The organism is Paenisporosarcina sp. FSL H8-0542 (genome assembly GCF_038632915.1).
In the GTDB taxonomy this organism is placed as follows: domain Bacteria; phylum Bacillota; class Bacilli; order Bacillales_A; family Planococcaceae; genus Paenisporosarcina.
The window spans coordinates 2,131,143-2,150,055 of sequence record NZ_CP152050.1 but is presented as its reverse complement, the minus strand read 5'-3'; the positions used below and the strand labels follow the sequence as shown (position 1 = coordinate 2,150,055).

21 protein-coding genes are annotated in these 18,913 nt (G+C 34.8%); 15 read left to right on the top strand and 6 right to left on the bottom strand.

The features are described from left to right. Positions 1 to 178: 178 nt before the first annotated feature. Positions 179 to 664, bottom strand: a complete 486-nt coding sequence (locus tag MHH33_RS11165) for a DinB family protein (RefSeq protein ID WP_342543766.1) — start codon at positions 662 to 664, stop codon at positions 179 to 181. 358 nt (positions 665 to 1,022) lie between these two features. After that, entirely contained in the window at positions 1,023 to 1,394 is a 372-nt protein-coding gene (locus MHH33_RS11160) for a hypothetical protein (protein WP_342541781.1), read from the bottom strand. Positions 1,395 to 1,628: 234 nt separating this feature from the next. On the opposite strand from MHH33_RS11160, the gene MHH33_RS11155 reads away from it, so the two are divergent. Together MHH33_RS11155 and MHH33_RS11150 are read left to right on the top strand one after the other, a co-directional pair. Continuing rightward, positions 1,629 to 2,111 carry a GNAT family N-acetyltransferase gene (locus MHH33_RS11155; protein WP_342541780.1) on the top strand — a complete coding sequence of 161 codons (483 nt, stop codon included), beginning with the start codon at positions 1,629 to 1,631 and terminating at the stop codon, positions 2,109 to 2,111. Positions 2,112 to 2,263: 152 nt separating this feature from the next. Next, a complete protein-coding gene (locus MHH33_RS11150) occupies positions 2,264 to 2,659 on the top strand; it encodes a hypothetical protein (RefSeq protein ID WP_342541779.1) in 396 nt (131 codons plus the stop codon). A gap of 225 nt (positions 2,660 to 2,884) precedes the next feature. On the opposite strand, the gene hpaB is transcribed toward MHH33_RS11150, so the two are convergent. Further along, positions 2,885 to 4,330 carry a 4-hydroxyphenylacetate 3-monooxygenase, oxygenase component gene (hpaB, locus tag MHH33_RS11145; RefSeq protein ID WP_342541778.1) on the bottom strand — a complete coding sequence of 482 codons (1,446 nt, stop codon included), beginning with the start codon at positions 4,328 to 4,330 and terminating at the stop codon, positions 2,885 to 2,887. 248 nt (positions 4,331 to 4,578) lie between these two features. Beyond that, positions 4,579 to 4,809 carry a tyrosine-type recombinase/integrase gene (locus MHH33_RS11140; protein WP_342541777.1) on the bottom strand — a complete coding sequence of 77 codons (231 nt, stop codon included), beginning with the start codon at positions 4,807 to 4,809 and terminating at the stop codon, positions 4,579 to 4,581. A gap of 632 nt (positions 4,810 to 5,441) precedes the next feature. Here MHH33_RS11140 and MHH33_RS11135 point away from each other — a divergent pair. The 8 genes from MHH33_RS11135 (at position 5,442) to MHH33_RS11100 (ending at position 11,671) form a co-directional block, all read left to right on the top strand. Then, positions 5,442 to 5,639 carry a hypothetical protein gene (locus tag MHH33_RS11135; RefSeq protein WP_016427544.1) on the top strand — a complete coding sequence of 66 codons (198 nt, stop codon included), beginning with the start codon at positions 5,442 to 5,444 and terminating at the stop codon, positions 5,637 to 5,639. Between the two features lie 246 nt (positions 5,640 to 5,885). Beyond that, on the top strand, positions 5,886 to 6,416 hold the full coding sequence (locus tag MHH33_RS11130; RefSeq protein ID WP_342541776.1) for a sigma-70 family RNA polymerase sigma factor: 531 nt from the start codon (positions 5,886 to 5,888) through the stop codon (positions 6,414 to 6,416). After that, positions 6,400 to 7,683 carry a DUF4179 domain-containing protein gene (locus MHH33_RS11125; protein ID WP_342541775.1) on the top strand — a complete coding sequence of 428 codons (1,284 nt, stop codon included), beginning with the start codon at positions 6,400 to 6,402 and terminating at the stop codon, positions 7,681 to 7,683. Before MHH33_RS11130 ends, MHH33_RS11125 begins: the two co-directional genes overlap by 17 nt. A 57-nt stretch (positions 7,684 to 7,740) precedes the next feature. Continuing rightward, a complete protein-coding gene (locus MHH33_RS11120) occupies positions 7,741 to 8,181 on the top strand; it encodes an RDD family protein (RefSeq protein ID WP_342541774.1) in 441 nt (146 codons plus the stop codon). Positions 8,182 to 8,329: 148 nt separating this feature from the next. Next, entirely contained in the window at positions 8,330 to 8,611 is a 282-nt protein-coding gene (locus MHH33_RS11115; protein WP_342541773.1) for a hypothetical protein, read from the top strand. Positions 8,612 to 8,925: 314 nt separating this feature from the next. Beyond that, positions 8,926 to 9,849, top strand: coding sequence for an alpha/beta hydrolase (locus tag MHH33_RS11110; RefSeq protein ID WP_342541772.1), 924 nt, complete (start codon positions 8,926 to 8,928; stop codon positions 9,847 to 9,849). A gap of 629 nt (positions 9,850 to 10,478) precedes the next feature. Next, positions 10,479 to 11,072: a hypothetical protein gene (locus MHH33_RS11105; RefSeq protein WP_342541771.1), complete on the top strand. Its 594-nt coding sequence runs from the start codon at positions 10,479 to 10,481 to the stop codon at positions 11,070 to 11,072. Between the two features lie 62 nt (positions 11,073 to 11,134). Further along, a complete protein-coding gene (locus tag MHH33_RS11100; protein ID WP_342541770.1) occupies positions 11,135 to 11,671 on the top strand; it encodes an iron transporter in 537 nt (178 codons plus the stop codon). A 509-nt stretch (positions 11,672 to 12,180) separates the two neighbouring features. On the opposite strand, the gene MHH33_RS11095 is transcribed toward MHH33_RS11100, so the two are convergent. Further along, positions 12,181 to 12,624, bottom strand: coding sequence for a MarR family transcriptional regulator (locus tag MHH33_RS11095; protein WP_342541768.1), 444 nt, complete (start codon positions 12,622 to 12,624; stop codon positions 12,181 to 12,183). A gap of 119 nt (positions 12,625 to 12,743) precedes the next feature. Between MHH33_RS11095 and MHH33_RS11090 the strand changes: the two genes are divergently transcribed. Beyond that, on the top strand, positions 12,744 to 13,331 hold the full coding sequence (locus tag MHH33_RS11090; RefSeq protein ID WP_342541767.1) for an NAD(P)H-dependent oxidoreductase: 588 nt from the start codon (positions 12,744 to 12,746) through the stop codon (positions 13,329 to 13,331). Positions 13,332 to 13,518: 187 nt separating this feature from the next. Continuing rightward, positions 13,519 to 14,796, top strand: a complete 1,278-nt coding sequence (locus MHH33_RS11085; protein WP_342541766.1) for an IS110 family transposase — start codon at positions 13,519 to 13,521, stop codon at positions 14,794 to 14,796. 401 nt (positions 14,797 to 15,197) lie between these two features. Here the strand turns inward: MHH33_RS11085 and MHH33_RS11080 are convergent, their stop codons facing one another. Further along, positions 15,198 to 16,445: an MFS transporter gene (locus MHH33_RS11080; protein WP_342541765.1), complete on the bottom strand. Its 1,248-nt coding sequence runs from the start codon at positions 16,443 to 16,445 to the stop codon at positions 15,198 to 15,200. Between the two features lie 197 nt (positions 16,446 to 16,642). Here MHH33_RS11080 and MHH33_RS11075 point away from each other — a divergent pair, with 197 nt between their 5' ends. From MHH33_RS11075 to MHH33_RS11065, 3 genes are all read left to right on the top strand, one after another. Beyond that, complete coding sequence (locus MHH33_RS11075; protein WP_342541764.1) at positions 16,643 to 17,095, top strand: hypothetical protein; 453 nt, start codon at positions 16,643 to 16,645, stop codon at positions 17,093 to 17,095. A gap of 211 nt (positions 17,096 to 17,306) precedes the next feature. Continuing rightward, entirely contained in the window at positions 17,307 to 17,750 is a 444-nt protein-coding gene (locus tag MHH33_RS11070) for a hypothetical protein (RefSeq protein WP_342541763.1), read from the top strand. A 423-nt stretch (positions 17,751 to 18,173) separates the two neighbouring features. Then, complete coding sequence (locus tag MHH33_RS11065; RefSeq protein ID WP_342541762.1) at positions 18,174 to 18,536, top strand: hypothetical protein; 363 nt, start codon at positions 18,174 to 18,176, stop codon at positions 18,534 to 18,536. The last annotated feature ends 377 nt before the right edge of the window (positions 18,537 to 18,913 follow it).

The window sequence follows — 18,913 nt, the reverse complement described above, 5'->3', positions numbered from 1 at the left end:
TGGGTGGAAAGGAGAAGAAGTGAGGGGGGAGGGATTGGTTCGTAGGGGCTAACTTCCGAGTCGGGGTGTTATGTAAACCTACTGTGCATGCCGTGTACACTCACGTGTAGCGAGGGAGTGGCTGGATACATCGATAAGATTATTACACTAGCATACAGTCGAAAACTCATATTAAATATTAGTTCTCCTGTTCTCTATTCATATGGTTGCGAATTAGACGGATTTGACCTCGATGATTTAGCTCATCTTCAAATACATGAAACCATCGGAAATAGTTGTTAGCTACATGATCAGGACCAAATGGTGAAACTTCATCCAACCAGATGTCCTCTATTTGCTTAAATAAATCTAGCGTGCGTTCTCTTACTTTACTTAACTGTTCAAGATAGAATTCAATTTCTTTATCCTTGATTTCTTTATGTGCCTTTTCACCAAGTTTTAATCCTACATTAAGCCTTTGAAGTTCTTCTTTAGTAGGATCACGGTCTTCAAATGTCGAAATTTGATAGACTTCTTCAACACATGCCATATGATACAAAAGACAACCAATTGAATTTCCCTTGCCATTTATACGATAATCCAGTTCTTCTACTGATAAACCATCTACTGCATTTAATGTGGTCGAACGTGTATAATCCATCATGGATAATAATCTTCCAATCATTGGAGTATAGCCTAATTTATTTTCAACAATAAATCTCTTATTTTCTAATGTCTTCATTTTTATCACCCTTTGTGTCAATTTTATTCAATTAAACGATTATATCGATTAATTCCAATTATTTCAATTTTTTAAATAACAGAGACCAATGATGAAAATGGAGTGGCGATAATTTTGGGTGAGTTACTTAAATGAAATTTACTGATACTGCCTTTTACATGGCAGCTTTTTCTTATTGAGTAATAAAGTCGAAGACTTCCTAATCCGGGGGTTATGTCAACAGGTTGTGTATGCCACACACAACCCAGTTTGAAAATGGAATGGATGGTTTTATTGTCTAATGTCTATTTTTTTACATTTCTTATTTTTCTAAGAGTATGATACGTTCAGCAATTTCTCCAGTTTTCTCTGGTCCATCTCCAGTCTTCCATACAGCTATCTTGTTACCTTTTACCAATTTTCCATCAAACTTTGTTCCGTTTGAAAATAACCAGTATACATCAAGGCTTTGACTGTCTTTCCAGTCTATGGCTACTTGTTTTGTTATGTTTTCGACAATCGCAATTACTTGTTTTTCTTCATTAACCTCGACGATATAGCCGATAATTAAAGGTTCTTCAGCGATAATTTCTGTTAATGGTAAAGGTGACATTGAAGTTTCATCTTCGTTACATCCTCCCAATAACATTATGGAAAATAGAAAGACGAAAATGAATATAATCTTTTCTTTCATAACAAAACACTCCTTACTCACTAGGTTTTTTAAACGATAAACATGCTTCCCATTATATTTTACCTTATTTTACCTTAAAATCATTTTGTGGAACTAATGGTGCTTTACTTCAATATGAGTAATGCATTTCTTGTTTAACTAACGGGTCAGTTTAGTTGGAGAAGGGTTTTTACTAAAGAACGAAGAATTACATAATTTAGGTGGATTCAATAAAACTAAATTAGGGGATGCAATATGATAATAAGAGAAATGAACATATCAGATATTGAACGAGTCAGGGCTATTGCAGTTGCAACTTGGAGGGATACATATAGTAGGTTTATTCCATATGAAATACAAGATAAAGTTTTACAGGATGCTTACTCTAATGTGGAGATGAATAATCGGTTTAAATCCTCTCTAAACTTGGTAGCTGAAAATAATGAAGAGATTATGGGATATGCTTTTTTCTCAGGAAATTTATCTGAAAAAGACGTGTTCTTAGAGTCCTTGTATGTACACCCTAATCACCAAGGAAAACGGATTGGAAAACAACTATTGCTAAGTGGAATTGCAAAATACAAGGAACCAACTTCTTTATCGTTAACAGTGTATAAAGGGAACTCCAATATTTCTTTTTATGAAAATGAAGGATTCCAGGTAATAAAAGAAAATAAAGGCGAATTTTTTGGACATCCAGTAGTTTTTACACTGATGAAAAAGAATTTGGATAACTAAAAGAAGCATTCTACTTAAACAAACGGGTGCTTTAGTAAAAAACATCGGGCTGCTTAGGCAGCTTTTTTTCTTATTGAACTAACGGGGCAGGTTAGCTGAACAATGAGTACAAATTATGTTGAAAATGCGGGATTTAATGAGGGGGGAAATATATGAATTTAAACAAATTTAGATCTATTGCTTTATTTCTTTGCTTATTTTTTATAGTTGGTTGTCAATCAGAAGTCCAACTTAAGCCAATGACATTTCAAGAAATTTATCCTGCTAATCTTTCTCATGTGACAAAAATTGAAATTAGACACGGTGGTGGAAAACTAAAAACAATTACAGATGTAGAAATTATTGATGATTGGTTAGATAGTATCAAGGAAATTACTTTTGAACCTGAAGAAAACCAAGAAGGCAGAGTTGGTTATAAATATTCAGTAAAACTTTTTGAAGAAAATGATGTGAAGATCTTTTTTACCACATCTAAAATTAATGATTTTTACTATAAAACAAACAACCAAATAATGGAGCGAACAGAAAAACTCTTTGATGAAAGTTAAAAATATTTTCTTATTAAACTCCGATGAAAATTAAATTTTAATAAAGTGTTTTACTGGGTCTCCTTAAATTTGTTCTTTTTTGATGAAATATTGTTAAAAGTGCATGGAATCCTAGTAAAAATAAAAGAACGCTCAATGTATAAAAAGATTGAGCGTTCTATTTTGATCCTAAAAGGAATATTCAAACCTTTATTTAAGACAATAATTGAACTTCTGTTATTCTTCTTATTTTAGATTTAAGAAATTATTAATTACCTCTACATATTCATTTTTTGGATATTTCTTATATAAATCGCTTGATAATCGAATTGGGTCACCAAAAAAGTATCGCTCATATTGGGTTTGTCTAGTTCCGAATGAACTCATTGTTAGATCCCAAGCTAAACGAAATATTTTTACACGTTCCTCTGCGGTCTTATTTGCTCCTTGAAGATAAATATCTAAGTCATTTCTAATAATAGAATGAAATGCTTTTTCAGTTGGCAATGTAATCATTCCACTAGCTCCGATTAACTGGATAATTTCAGTGAAACGAGGATAAATTTTCGGGAAAATGTTACCAGCAACTTGAAGCGGGAAAATATCTGGACGCATATATCCCCATTCATCTAATTTTGCGTTATTCTCCGATTTTTCTAACAAGGCTTTCATCGTTTCTAGACCAATGATGATTTCTGACATCTTTTCTTGAATATGTTGATACCCGTTAATATTAATCGTTTCGATAAGAAGCTCAGCAATACCTAAGACGAACTCTATTTTTACAATTTGTCTATTCAAAACTTGGTGCTTAGTAAAGGGATTGAAAGAGCTTTGAATTGGGAATTCTTCGGCTACTTCCGCATTGTTGTAATAAAATACCCTATTCCAAGGTACCAATACATTGTCAAAGACAACGATAGAATCCATTTCTTCGAATCGCGAGCTTAATGGATAATTAAAAGAAGATTGTCCTCCGATGAATGAATCCCTACAAATAAACTTTATTCCTTTCGTGTTAGAAGGGATCGAAAAAGCAAAAGCTTCATCTTCATTAAATAGAAATTTACCAACGCTAAATACTAATAACTCATCAGTTAAACCACCTTGCGTAGCAAGAAGACGGGCTCCTTTAATGATGATTCCTTCTTCATTTGTATCAATAACTTTTGCGGCGATTGGTGGCTCATCGGTATCTTCAAAGTAGATTTCAGAACGATTCACTTGTGGTGAAACAAAGGTATGTGTAAACGACAGGTCATTTTCTCTAGCCAATTCATAAAACGCTTGCAGATTATTCGGAAAACATTTGTCTTTATTTTTTAAAAAGGATACCGAAGAGGCAAAGCTCATTAAAACTGTGTTCAAATAATCTGGGCTTCTTCCCATGACACCACCTGAATACCTAGCCCAATGTTCAATCATCTTTCTTCTTCTTATTAAGTCCTCTTTCGTTTTTGGTTGCAAAAAGGAAAGTCCAATACGTTCACCTGAGACTGGGGAAATAAAAGTCATCTCATCTTTTATTTTTGGGTCATGTTGCAAATCATAAAGAGCCGCTTTTGACTGAATAAGTCCTTTGAATGCAGGGTGTTCCGAGAGCAACCCCTCAATTTTTTCACCGTCGTACCAAATCTCATTGTTAAGCTGGTTTAATCGGTAAATATAATCTTTTCCATTAATAGCCCCCATGTTTCACTCCCCAATGTAATTCGATATTTAAATATTCGATTAAAGCTGTTTTAAGAAGTTAAATCGTTCAATTTTTTATTACTATTGCTAAAATTAACCTATGTAACTAGAGCATGCTAATATTCCTTCTTCAACTAAAGCGCGCTTTAGTCAATTTGGGCAATGTCAATTATGACGTTGCCCTTTTTACATTTAAAAGTACTTCTGAAAATACTCTTTCCTTAGTCTTTCGCTTAGTTGAGCGTAAATCAGAGGGGGGCGCTCTTCTCGTGTCCCAGAAGACTTTGAACGACTTCAATGGGTGTTCCAATATTCAACAAATGAGTAGCATAGCTGTTTCTAAGTAGATGGGGATGGATCTCTTTTCCAGGACGATATGTAATCTTCTTGATGATGTATCTCATTTGGGCGACATTCATTTTATGGGGATGTCTTACTGTGACGAAGATGGCCGGGGCATTTTCTGTGCGACTCTCCATATAGCGTTTAAGCAGATCGATTGGACCAATTAATATGGTTCCTTTCTAACGAAATGATTTCTCCGATTCGACAACCGAACTAACGGACCAGGTTAGTTCAAAAAATATTCTAAATATATCCAACTAAGGGATTTTTAATGTTATGCTTATGCTATGTTTTGAGTATATAAATTTGCTGAACTTTTTAACTGAAGTAATTTAAATCAACTAATAAAAACCATTACTTTGTAGCTTAAAAAATGAGTTTTTACTTTTTTTATCTCGATGTTGGAATTAAAAGTCTAAGTAAGAAATGAATAAGTACACAGAATGGAGTGGTAATCTGAAAACGTCAACTGGTTTATTAATTCTAATTGTTTTAATGCATCTCATCACGCTTACCAATATCACCCTTTTTAATGGAAATTGGAATGGAATAGCTTTATGGCTAAGTACGGGTTTATTCATAGCAGCGATAGCCTTCTATTTATTGGATAAAAGAAAAAAACAAAAAGTTTAACCCATTTGATCCGGATTCTTTCGTTCAAAGTAATATACGAAGTAACGGGTGCTTATGTTGAAAAACAGCAGCCATCCTTTGAGGCTACTGTTTCTGGTTTTATGTTAACTTATTGAGGGTTAGGAGGTAGCTGATGAAAATTAACACATATCTTATTCAATTGGCTTGTATGATTCTTTTAATATTTGGTGGAACTTTTATTCTTCGTTACTTTAGAACTGAAGAACTTTTATTAGACCAAATTATAGGAGTTGTTGTAGGATTTCTTCTCCTTATTTTTTCACTTTTTTGGAGAATAAAAAAAAATAAAGCGTCGAGAACTGGTGCTTAGAATAGAGTTACAAACGATAAGTTGTTGAACCAACGGGTGCTTTACTCCATTAAGGAGTGAAGCTTTTTTTCTTATTGAACTAACGGGGCAGGTTAGCTGAATAGGCGTTAAATTAATCATAATTCTATCCACGTTTCTGCGAGCAGTAGAAGCGTTTTCTGTATGGCTACAAAAAAACGTTGAAAATTTGAAACGAAAGGGGAGTTTCATTCATCTAACAATTGTAAAGGAAATGGAGGGTACTTTGTGTTTAATCAAAGTCTATTTAAAAAGGCTCAGCAAGGCGACAAAAAAGCATTTCTTCATTTAATTGAAATCGATAAAGAAAAGCTTTACAAGATGGCTTATTTATATGTAAAGAACGAAAATGATGCTTTAGATATTGTTCAAGAAACAATCACGAAAGCCTTTGTAAATATGAGTACTGTAAAAGAAGAAAAGTATTTCAATACATGGCTTACGAAGATTCTTATCAATACAGCACTCGATGTTTTGCGAAAAAAATCGAAAATCATCCTACTCAAAGAGGAAATGGTGGAAAAACAGTCTCCCGATATGCGGATTGAAGAAAAAATGGATTTATTACAAGCAATCGAACAGCTAGAAGAAAAATATAAAACGGTCATTATTCTTCGATATTATAGGGATTTACCAGTTCAACAAATAGCAGATTACTTAAACTGTCCAGAAGGCACAGTGAAGTCGAATTTACACAGAGCAATTCAAAAGTTAAAACAGTTTTATCAAGGGGGACAAGTGAATGAACAAGGATATTAAAAAATCAATTGATTCAATTCAAGTACCTTTTCAAAAGTTAGATGCAGCGATTGAAGAAGGGCTAAGAGCTAGCCAAAAAAAAGTTGCGCCTAAAAAAGTAATGATGCTACTGCTTTCAAGTGCTGCCGCATTTGGTTTAATCATTGGCTCAGGATTTATTTCACCAACGATGGCAAGTGTCCTTGCAAAAGTACCAATACTCGATTCAATTTTTACATCAGTTGGTGATAAAGGTTTGCAAGTTGCAATCAATGATGAAAATGCAATGTCACTAAATGAAACATTAACGAGTAATGGGGTTTCATTAACGATTCAGGATGTTTTATATGATGGTTCACGCCTTGCATTTTCATTCGTTCAAGATAAGGCAGAAGAAATTTATCCACTTCATATTGAAGTAAACGGGGAAGTAATTAACTTTTCGGAAAATATGACGGGGGAGTATCTACCAAACGGGCAATATTCCGGACTCATTCAAGTTCATCCAACAAAGCCTTTACCGAATGAGTTTGACTTATCCGTTGCCATACATCAAATTGGTAAGACAGAAGGTGATTGGCATTTTGAAACACATGTAATAAAAACAAATAATAATAGTATTAATTTAACCACAGGTCAAACGGCTGAATTAGATGGCATTTCCTATGAAGTGAAAAAATTTGAGAGTACAAATTCAGCTGTAAGTCTGCACATTTTATATAAAGGGACAGTTGAAGAAATCATGAATGAACATCAGGTACTTCAGCTACACTTATTAGACCAAGAAGGAACACTTATACCGATGATTAATGCGTCTGGTTCGGGAGATGATGAGAGTATGCTTTACGAATATGTATTCGAACCACTTAGTGAGGAAGTAACTGGTCTTACAATTAGTCCATTCTTTATGCCGTTAGTTATAGAAAGGAAGGAGATTACAGCTACTTTAGAAGAAAATCAATTACCTTTAACAATTTCACAAGGTGAAATGGGCGACATTGTGGTGACAAAAGTCGAAGAAGAAAATGGTAAGTATGCACTTTACTTTGAATCAATAAGTTCATTCCCATTTGGATCGAATTTTGAAATGAATCAATTAAGTGTGGAAGACACAGACGGGAATGATTTAATAGCAGATGGAGGTTATCCTAAAGCGATTGGTAAGAATAAATATAAATTATACTTTAATGATACAAAAGGTAATGGTGACATTATTTTGAAAACATTTGTACTGCCACATATGACGTTGAATCAACAAGCTCAAATCACAGTCAAGGTTCCACGATAGTGCTAGGAGATGAGATTGAAATATTGAATCACATTTCATTGGATTGGAGGAAATAGAGTGGAGACGAAAAACCCTGCTGGTCTAATAGTGAGAGCATTTGCCTTTATAGTGGAATTTAGCATTATTGTCATTCTTGGAGGTGTTGTTTTGATGATCCTAAAAGGTGATTACAATGTTAATTGGACGTCTGGTTTATCTTTTCAATTGTTTTATACATTGTATTTAACTATCTTACCAGTCTTATGGATTGGTTATTCTTTGGGTAAGCGAATGTGCAAAATTAAAGTAAAACGATTAGATGGTGATAATGTCAAACTTTCAAATATGGTTATAAGAGAAGTAATTGGACGTGGTCTAATGGGTTTTGTCAATTTTGGATTATCAGCGGTGGTGAGTATCTTTATGATTATTTTTAGAGAAGACAAAAGGTCAATTCACGATTTTATTGGCGGAACCTATGTTAGTTATAATTTTAGCACGACAGAGTATAAGTATTAATTGCTAATAGCTATTTACTTTTATTTAACGTGTGCATGTGGTAAAGATCAGAGAGCTGCCTAGTCAGCTCTTTTTTCTTATTCAACTAAAGGGGCAGTATAGTTGAACAAAGAAATGGAGTTTTATTGTAGTTAATAGGAGGGAAAAGATGAATAAAAATAGTACGTGGTTTTTATGTGGTTATGGTTTAGCAATTATTTTACTTTTATATTTTGGTTTGAATGGTTTAGTTGTAGCTGTATTAAACGATACATTCCCTAATGCAAAATTTATAATTATTTTGTCTTTAATCCTTATAGTTGCTTGGTCGATTGGATTAGGAACTCGTCGATACTTAAATAGTTGTACTAAAGAAACACGAAGTAAAATCAGAAATCTTTTATTAGGTATTACCGTATTCAGTTGGATAATTGTCTTAATTGTTATTTAAATATCTGGGGAATTTATTATCCATTAGCAATGAGGGTTAGTTTTTCTCGTGTTCAAGTAACGGGTTTACTTCAAGAAGGAGTATTTTGAAATGGTATTGAATAAGTTAATATATGTAAATTAAAAATAGAATTGGTGTTTAACAGGGTGTTGTGAATAACAACTTGAAAAGAAGATTAGAATCCTACGTTCTATTCAAAACATGCTTTCAAATTCTTGAAAACTTCTGATGAAGAGAAAAATAACTATTAACGTTATTTCATAAACTGAACAGAATGATAAATAAAAAAGGGGTTTGTGAAAGGGGATATAAAAATGAGTTTACAAATTTACAGCAAAAAACGTTCTATACAAAGTTATCTTTTTGAAAAATATCTAACTTTGCGAAATACAAAAAAGGGTTTTTCCACTATTGAAAACACCTCGCAGTTCGTAAAACAAAGGGGAACTGAAAATATTAAGCCATATGTTATAGGGAATGCTAAATTTTCCAGTGATATTAAGGAGCAAGTAATTGAGGACATAAAGGTTTTCACATTAAATGACCAAAAATCTATGGAACAAAAAGTAATTCTTTATATACATGGAGGGGCCTGGACTAATCAACCTTTAATTTTTCACTGGAGGTTCATGGATAAAATGGCTCAATCATTAAATGCAAAAATTATTGCTCCTATTTATCCTAAAGTACCTAATTTTAATTATCAGCACACCTACCCAAAACTCTTAAACCTATATAAAGAAATCCTTGGAACCGTTGAAAGTCCTAAACAATTGACCATCATGGGGGATTCGGCAGGCGGAAATATATCACTTGGTTTGGCACATCTTTTAAAGACGAATAATATACCTCAACCAAAAGATATCATTTTGCTATCTGCATGTGTTGATATGGGACTTGATAACCCTCTTATACCTGAATATGAAAAAAAGGACCCAATGTTGGCTATTGGAGGAATGGAAGTGATTACAAAGATTTGGGCAGCTGATAAGAACATAGATGACCCATTAATTAGTCCAATCTACGGTAACTTTAAAGGACTTGGGAAAATCACTCACTTTATTGGAACACACGAAGGTTTATATCCAGATGCTATAAAACTTGATGAAAAACTAACTGAGCAAGGAATTGAGAACATTACATTTGTTTATCCAAAAATGAACCATGCGTTTGTTGTAATGCCAATCCCTGAAGCTAAAGATGCTCAACAAAAAATAATTGAGATCATTAATAACTAAGTGAGGTCTATCAACTGCAAATTAAGAGTGCTTGAGTTAAAGACTAGAGCGTCATTTAGGCAGGATTTTTGTCATCAAATGGTCAGAATATAAGATTGTGATAGATTGCACTTAAACTAACGAATGCTTTCGTATTATAAGGTCAACCAGTTTTTACTGGTTGACCTTATTTTTATTGGATTTAAGATATCAGTAGCCAAGGATAGGACCTACGGGTGCGTGGGACGATGATCCGTGAAGAAGCATGTTTGAGGCTGGTTGGGAAGTAGATCTCGACAAGCGAAGCTATGATACTGCATGGATGTAATTGACAATGAAAATCATTATCAATTGTGTTATGATATCTTTTGTGCTTTTTACTTTGAAAAATAGGAGGAAAACATGGTATCGAAGCTGTGTTACATGTGTAACTCGAATAAACGTGTTTCATGGCTCGCGGGTGATATTTCTGAAAAATTTAGCTATTCGTTATCACACATTTAACTTTTTAGAAACTTGGGGAAACTATTGGTAGGTATAGGTTTGTTAATCGGTTGTTTTACAAAAAATAGTTTTGGATTGTCGATGAACTTTTCTTATGATTATCAGTACTGATTCTACTTCGTTCTAAAAATATTCAGGAGGACTTTATGATGCAAAATGAAGTAGTTTCTAAAGATATATTCCATACTACAGATCAAAACAAACTTGGAAAAAAAGTGTTTCAATCTTTAGTCGTTTTAATGCGTATTCTATTTGGGTTAGGTTGGCTTTTAGCGGGAGTTACGAAGATTTTGGGAAAAGGAGGTTCCACAGGGCATTCGTGGTTTGCTCAACCCGGAGTATTTCTTAGTGATTATCTGGTGACAGCATTAGATAAACCTAATGTACCAGATTTTTATAAATTTCTTATTGAAGAGGTAGCTTTAAAGCACGTGATGGGTTTAAATTATTCCATTCCCATCGTTCAAATGATGCTTGGTTTGTTCCTCATCGCAGGATTTATGATACTTCCATCGATTCTGACTTGTCTCTTTATGCATATAAATTTTCTTCTCTCAGGTAATATCAATGTAATGAGCCTTACCCTTTATACAAGCGCATTTTGCTTGTTACTAAGAGAAAGACAGATTTATAGTTTAAGCTTGGATCAATACTTCAAAATAGATCATTTATTTTCCTTAACTATTAACAGACTTAGAGATACAAAATTCCGAGTTCCGCTGAAAAAACTCTGGAATTAAAATGAGCAGTTCAAACAAAGTTTAGAAATGATAAATAAAATCGATATGGGGAGGGATAGCTTGTGAAAAGATACTTAATCTTATTTTTGGCATCATTAGTAATTCTAGTATTATCGGATTGCACTAATCAGAAAGAACACGGTTCTGAACATGAAGGTCAAGCTGGAGAAGATGTAATGATTGGTCAGGTAATTAAAAATGGAATGGAGATTAATGCTGTTTATTTGCCCCATTCAGTTGAAGTAGCTCCTGTTGAGCGTGGAGGAAAAGAAGGAAACGTTCACTTAGAAGCCGACATTCATGCAGCAAAAGACAATTCTTTTGGATTTCATGAAGGTGAATGGATTCCATATCTAACAATTGGCTATAAGATACATAATCTTGATACAAATGAAGATGTAGATCAAGGGCAATTGTATCAAATGGTAGCAGGAGACCCACATTATGCGTCTAATGTTTTATTACCTGAACCTGGAAATTATGAATTAACTTTTCAAATCAGCGAACCTGATTTATCTCGTCACGCTGAAGATGTTGAAAAGTTCTATGAACCAATGACTTTAAAGTGGGAATTTAAGTATGATGGGGCTCAAAAATAAATAAATACGAGAAGAAATCGTTGCCCTTTGCGGAACCGCCGCTGCTCTAGAAGTGGTTTCGATAATTGGAATGACTTCTTATTTTTAAAAAACTTCGGGGCGATTTTATAAAAAAAAGACGATTTAACCTCTAAAAAGGTTAAACCGTCTTTTGCTTTTTATAAGTATTAATAGCAATGGACTAAGTAGGTTTAAGTTATTTGATAAATAGAAATTCCAAATAGGGAAAAGGTTAAATCTTATGATTTGCCTTTTTCTGTTCTAGGGGTAGCACAAGCCAATCGACGTATAAGTTTGGAAACGGGATCGATCAATGGGCGCTTTTCTTTAAGAAAAATCACATAAAACATTCCATAAACTGGCGCTTACTTCAATAAGGAGTAAAGTCTTTCTCTTATTCAAGTATCGGGATAGAGATTTTCTTGCAAGTTAAAAGACGAGCTCCTCCCATTTAGGGAAAGAGCTTGTCGTCGTTTATTTGGAGGTGCAGCACGATTGGCCTTTCACCTTCACAATGATTTACTTGAATAAAACACTTTTGAGTGAAGCACATCCAGCGACCGATTAATTTCTTCCAAATCTTCATCGGACGCCTCCTTTATCCGTTGCAGGAAACGGGCTTCTATATGTTTAAAGGCTTCGTTCATCATGACTTCGCCTTCTTTGGAAAGACGGATATATTGCTTTCGTCGATCCTCAGCAACGGCAAATTTTTCGCATAGATTTTTTTCGCTTAGTTTTTTCAGTTCACGGCTCGTGTTAGGCATGGACATATTCTGACAATCACTAATTTGACTAATGGTCACGGGCTGACTTACCGCTATATATTCAAGAATACTATGTTGAACGGGGGTAATAGAATCGGATTTAATATCTTTTGTAATTTCATGCGTCACTTGATGTACAGAAGTAGTAAAGGCCACAAATTTATGAAATAAAGCTTTTTTGTCCAAAAGGATCACCTCTTACTGACAATATAACAAAATAGTTGTTTTAATACAATTATCATTTGATAACTAAAAAAGAGTGTGTTACGATTTGTTTATCAAATGATAAGTAAAGAGGTGGCACAATGAAAACGCTTGTTATATATACGCATCCAAATCATCAGAGCCTTAGTTATGCATTTTTTCAAAAGGTCATCCAAGGAAGCAGTGAAAACCCCAATAAAGCGGAGATAAAGGTGCTGGATTTATATGAGGAGGAGTTTAATCCGATCCTAGTTTTCAATGAGAAAATACGCAGAAGGGATATGCACTCCGATCCCCAACTTGAAAAGTATAGAGAACAAATTATTTGGGCCGATAAAATAGTTTTCATATATCCGATCTGGTGGGGACGGCCTCCAGCTATGCTTTTGGGGTATATAGACCAAATGTTTGCTTCAGAATTTGCCTACAAAGACAAGGGCGGACTTCTGCCAGAAGGACTTTTGAAGGGGAAGTCTGTTGTTTGTATTTCAACGATGAAGGGGCCAACGCATTATCCTTTGTTCTGGTTGAATAATGCGCACAAAGTATTAATGAAGAAGGCCTTATTTAATTATGTTGGGATAAAAAGAGTGAAGTTTTTTGAATTTGGGAATATGGAAAATCCGAAGGGAAAGCATGACGAGAAATTAAACAAAATATATCGTTATTTCAAAATAATAGACCGCTAAAGAATGTGAATAAGCATTTTTTCCGCAGTAAACAACTGCATACAAGTCAGCTCTTTTTTTCTTATTGAACTAATGGGGCAGCATTCCTGTTTGAAGGATTTGTGCCATCTTGAAAGAAAAAAAGCCCTCTAGTATGATGTGAGTGTCAACGACCATTGACCCATCAGCTAACTAGGAGGACTTCTCTATGCAGTTTAAATGCAATGAAAAAATTAATCAAGTGACTGAAAATACACTCGTTGTCGGTATGGATATTGCCAAGCGTGTTCATTATGCGTGCTTTGTCGATGAACGAGGGCGTGTGATTGAAAAATCCTTTGCAGTAAATCAATCAAAAGAAGGCTTTGAAAGTTTGTATGAAAAGATTCGTCAAACCATGAAGGAAGCTAAGAAAACAGACGTTATCGTTGGAATTGAGCCTACAGGCCACTATTGGATGAACTTGGCTTATTTCTTAGGTAACTATGGCATTCCACTCGTCATGGTAAATCCAATGCACGTCAAACGTTCGAAGGAACTGGACGATAATTTACAAACAAAGAACGACAAAAAAGATGCGTTGGTCATCGCACGCTTATTGAAGGATGGCCGTTTTAGTTATCCACGTTTGTTAAAAGAGGTAGAAGCTGAACTTCGTATCGGATCTACTCTCCGTTCAAAGTTAACGGAAGATTTAGCGAGTATTAAAAATCGAATCGTCCGTTGGCTTGATCGCTATTTTCCAGAGTTTACTCAAGTCTTTCCGTCTTTTGGAAAGATGGCGTTGGCGGCATTGGAAATGACTCCATTTCCACAGGATATTGAAGGGAAAACAGCTGAGGAGTTGGTTTTTCTATACCGTGAGGTAGAGGGTATGAGAACGCCACAGTTGCCGAAAGCAAAGCTTCTCATTGAAGCTTCGACTAACTCAATCGGCCTGAAAGAAGGAGAAAAGATGGCCCGACATGAAATCGCCACGCTCCTACGTCAGTATCGCTTATTAGAAACCGAAATTGCCTCTGTAAATAATCAATTAGCCGAAATGGCACAAACAACAATGGAATATGAGTTACTCAGTTCCGTTCCTGGTTTAGGAGATGCGACGATTGTTGATTTACTTTCTGAAGTAGGGAGCTTTTCACTTTATGAAAATCCACGCCAACTTATCAAACTAGCGGGATTAACACTACGTGAAAACTCGTCTGGTCAACATAAGGGACAAAAACATATCTCGAAAAGAGGGCGAAAGAAACTCAGATATATCCTCTTCAAAGTAATAGTTCCACTCATACGTCATAACGCGGCGTTTAAACAGCTTCATGAATACTACACAACACGCAAACAAAATCCCTTACGGGGTAAGCAATCAATGGTGGTCTTGTGCGGTAAATTACTGAAAGTATTACATGGCATATGTAAAAAGAAAGTCCATTTTAATGAGCAGTATATGATGAAGGATCTTTACTGCCTCTCAGAGGCAGCGTAAACATTTCGATGATCGATTTATGACAAGAAGGATGACACGGAGAAGCCAGCAACATAACTAAACTAAGACCATGAGTCCCCGGGGCAGCTTAGCAGGCCTCTGCCTTATGAATAGACCAAACGAAGGAATGTAAGCGCACTGACGCTAAGAGACATGGGAGGGTCCGTCATCATAAGTTTCGCAGAGATCCATTGTGCATCACATAATGGCAAAGAAAAGCTAATGATTTCCATTAGTTTTAGCGAAGCGTACTCTTAAGTTGGTAATAAAAACTATATATTCAAATCTATGTTTATTGAAACCGTCAAAAATATTTTTCCTCACATCACGAAGTGATGTAAACCGTTGATACATCAATGTTTATAGAGGGAGGTTAGTTCAATAAGAAAAAGTAGCATTTTTTATGCAGTCATCTTTTCATTGTTCTCCACTTCACTAAAAATCGACTGATAGATACGATGTTTCATCAGTACGATCAGGCCAATTATAGAGAAGAAATTCACCAGAGATAATGTGATAATTGTATATCGGAGTGGAAAAATATCTGCTACGATACCAAAGACTATTACCAATAGGATTTGCCCTGCACTTTGGATGAGTCCATAAAAGCTAGTCACCCTCCCCATAATTTCAATTGGAACATGAAATTGATAAAATGTGTTGTAGCCAGTGTTAGCAAAAGAATTAAAAAACCCCAGTAATACGAACCCTATTGTAATCATTATGAACGACGTACTGAAGGCATACAGTAAGTAACCGAGTGACATTAGAAGAAGTCCTCCACCAAAAAGAAAACGTATGGATAGTTTTTTTGAAAAAGACGCAACCGTTAATGCTCCTAAAATAGATCCGATGCCTGTAATACTAATGAGCAAACTATAATCCAGCTCTGATAGCCCAACGACTCGCTGAGTAAAGACAACTTCTTGCGTATCCATAGCAAATGTTGTGAACAGTGTTCCTAAATACAAAGCAAGTACTAGCATAAAAACGGGTGTTTTTTTTCCAAAAGCAATAACGGTTTTTGCGTCTTCTCTAATAGCTGAAAAAGACAATGGATTTTTAAATGATGTTTTTTCTTTCTGTTGATCAGGTAAAAATAAAAACAAAATTGCTGATATTAAAAAAGAGATTGCATTTAAATAGATTGCTAAATACACTGAACCAATGACAAAAAGCACCCCTGCAATCGCGGGTCCTACAATAAATGCACCAGAGCTTGTTAAGGAATAAAATGCATTAAATTGTTTGCGTTGTTCAGCTGGAACAAGTTCCGTAATATAGGTAAGCGATGCAGGTGCAAAAAATGCTTTCGCCATGCTCACAAACCACAACAATATGTATATCTCCCATACGGTAGGCATAAAAGGGACCAAAGCGATTAATAATGCCCGAATCAAGTCCGTCCATATCATTAACTTTTTGCGATTTGCACGATCAATAATGCTCCCAGCCCAAAATCTCGTGAAAATCGATGCAAGTGGTCCAACAATCCACAGAACAGCCACAGCTGCTGCGGATTCTGTCATTTGATACACTAATAAATTTATAGCGACCAAAAATACAAAATCCCCCAGTCCAGATATTCCAACAGCCCCTAGTAATAAAGTTGGGAAACGCCATCGTTTCCATTTTTCTTTACTTACCACTTAATCACCCCTTTACACAATCTATTCGATACGCCGAAGTTAATTACCTGTAAAATGGATCTCTTCTTCAACTAACGGGTGCTTTACTTCAATAAGGGGTAAAGCCTTTTTCTTATTCAACTAACGGGGCAGGATAGTTGAACAAGGGAAATGATAAAATGAATACTTAAGTGTACAAAGAAAGAGGGGATGATGATATGAATTACAACGATTTAATGAAATCAAAAGGTTACATTTATCTGAACAACTTGTCAGAACCTGAAGAAAATGCCCTATGTATATTAATCGATAGATGTAAAATCAGTAACAAAAGTGAGGATATAGATTTAGGTGAACGATTTACAGAAGCTTATTATCCTTTTGAAGTGGATGATGGATTACCAGCAATTCAACTTGAATTTAAGTCCTATGTATCTTATTCGGTAATAAATGAGTCATTTACAGTGGTGGATGAATATGAAGTTTTTCAAGGTGAAATATTTAAGGTTTACACCAAATCAAGATACTTAGATTTCATTAAAGCTGGAACCATAGCAGAAGATATATTTCCCGAAGACAAATTTGTACATTATCAGGTTCCTTGCTTGAATCATATAATCGATATTATTTCGTATGAAGAACCAAAAATAACTAAAAAAAAGAGAGGGTAATCTTCAACTAAAGGGTGCTTTAGTTGAATAAAAGGAATACTTCCCAATTGTGATGCTATGTCAACTGGTTGTGTATGGACTATACATGCCAGTTGAGTAATCGAATCGATGGATGGCGGACGAATCAGCCAATGATAAGCTTTCTTTAAAAGTGAAACGTTCGGTAAATATACTTTATTGTTGATCTATAGAAGGGAAGGTGAGTTAAAACATGAAATATCAATTGCATTTCACCATTCCAGCATTCCCTAATCCTAATCTGATGCCTGAAGATTATGAGTACTGGGTTCCGTTAATGAAATACTTCATTGAGAAATCGGATACCATCGAGATCCATTGTTGGAATGAAGAAAAAGAAGTGATTAAGGAAACGAAAGCCTTAGTTCAAGACGATCCTGAGTTGCCAGAAGATATGAAATTAACCATTTTCCGAGGAATCCTGACGTACGATATTTCACATCGTCTTCTTTATGATCACATAGCTGAAACGGAGAATATCAAATGGTTCTCTATTTTCTTAAGCAAAGGTGATACTACGATGTTTCATTCTGAACATTGGGGAACGGAATTTTTTGCCCCTAATCTTAGTGAAGAAGAAATAGCGTATATTACATCCGTTATGCCAAAGGATACAAATTTCAACCAATACGAGTAGATAAACAGCTTTTTTTCCTTCAGCTCTCAGGGGGTTCGGTTTCAAAAGTATTATATGAGGTGCAAACTCGAATAAAATCCAGATAGGTAGCGTTTTAGGTAGAAAAATGAGAGTGAAATATCCACGAAAAATGATCCAATCAAGTTAAGTTGCAACTTACGGATGCTTTATTTCAATAAGGAAAGTAAATTTATGTTCAGAAACCTTTTTTTGTTAAACCAAGTCAATTGAAGGGTTTTAAATAAGAAGGGGTTTTTGGGAATAATGTATAATAAGTTAATATATGTTAGTTGTTGAACAAAAGGAAAGATCTTTTAAAGTGTATTTCACTTCATGTCGGTTGTTATTTAACCAGTATGAGGAGGAAATATAATTTTTTGGGCGTTCGATATTGACTTATTTGCTAAAAATGGAGGCGATTGTATGTCTAAGAAAATAATATTAATTATTACTTTACTATCAATTTTGCTTATGGCTTGTTCAAATATGACAAGTTTTGAAGGGGAAAGTAGTAATTGGGATGTGAATTATGAAGTGAAAATTTCTGATGAAAATGACAAATCCACATTCATTACAATAGAATATGTCGGTGGTGGCCCCATTCCACAAACAATTGACTATATCATTGAAGATGGTTCAGGGAAAGTAGATGGGAACTCAGGGCTTGATAAGGGTGTATTAGAAATTAAAGGATATTCTTGTAAAGGTTGTTCTGTTCAAGAAACTAAAGATATAAACGCAACCATTAAATGGAATGGGATGTCGGAAACTATTGAGTTGAAATAATTATTACTTCGCCAACAAGAATAATGCAATTTCAAATAAAAAAGACAAAAAAGGTTTGAGTAAATTTTGTCTTTTAATCTAATTTTTCTTGTTAGAGATTGTTTAGTAAGTACAGAGTCCAAGTGGAACTTGTGCATCTCTTTAAAGTTACCGTTGAATTTGTCTCAAAGGTATAACTTCCTGTTAAAGAAATGGCTGCCCATGTTGCTGGTGTCGTGTAGTCATAAGAATTACCAGTAGGATATTTAGTGGCTGTTTGCGCACCATTAGGCCAACTGCTAGCACCATAACGTACCATTCTGCTTGATAAACTAACGGTTGAATCAAGTATTGTCCAGCCTCCGGTTACACGTGTTAAATCCGCAAATCACACTCCA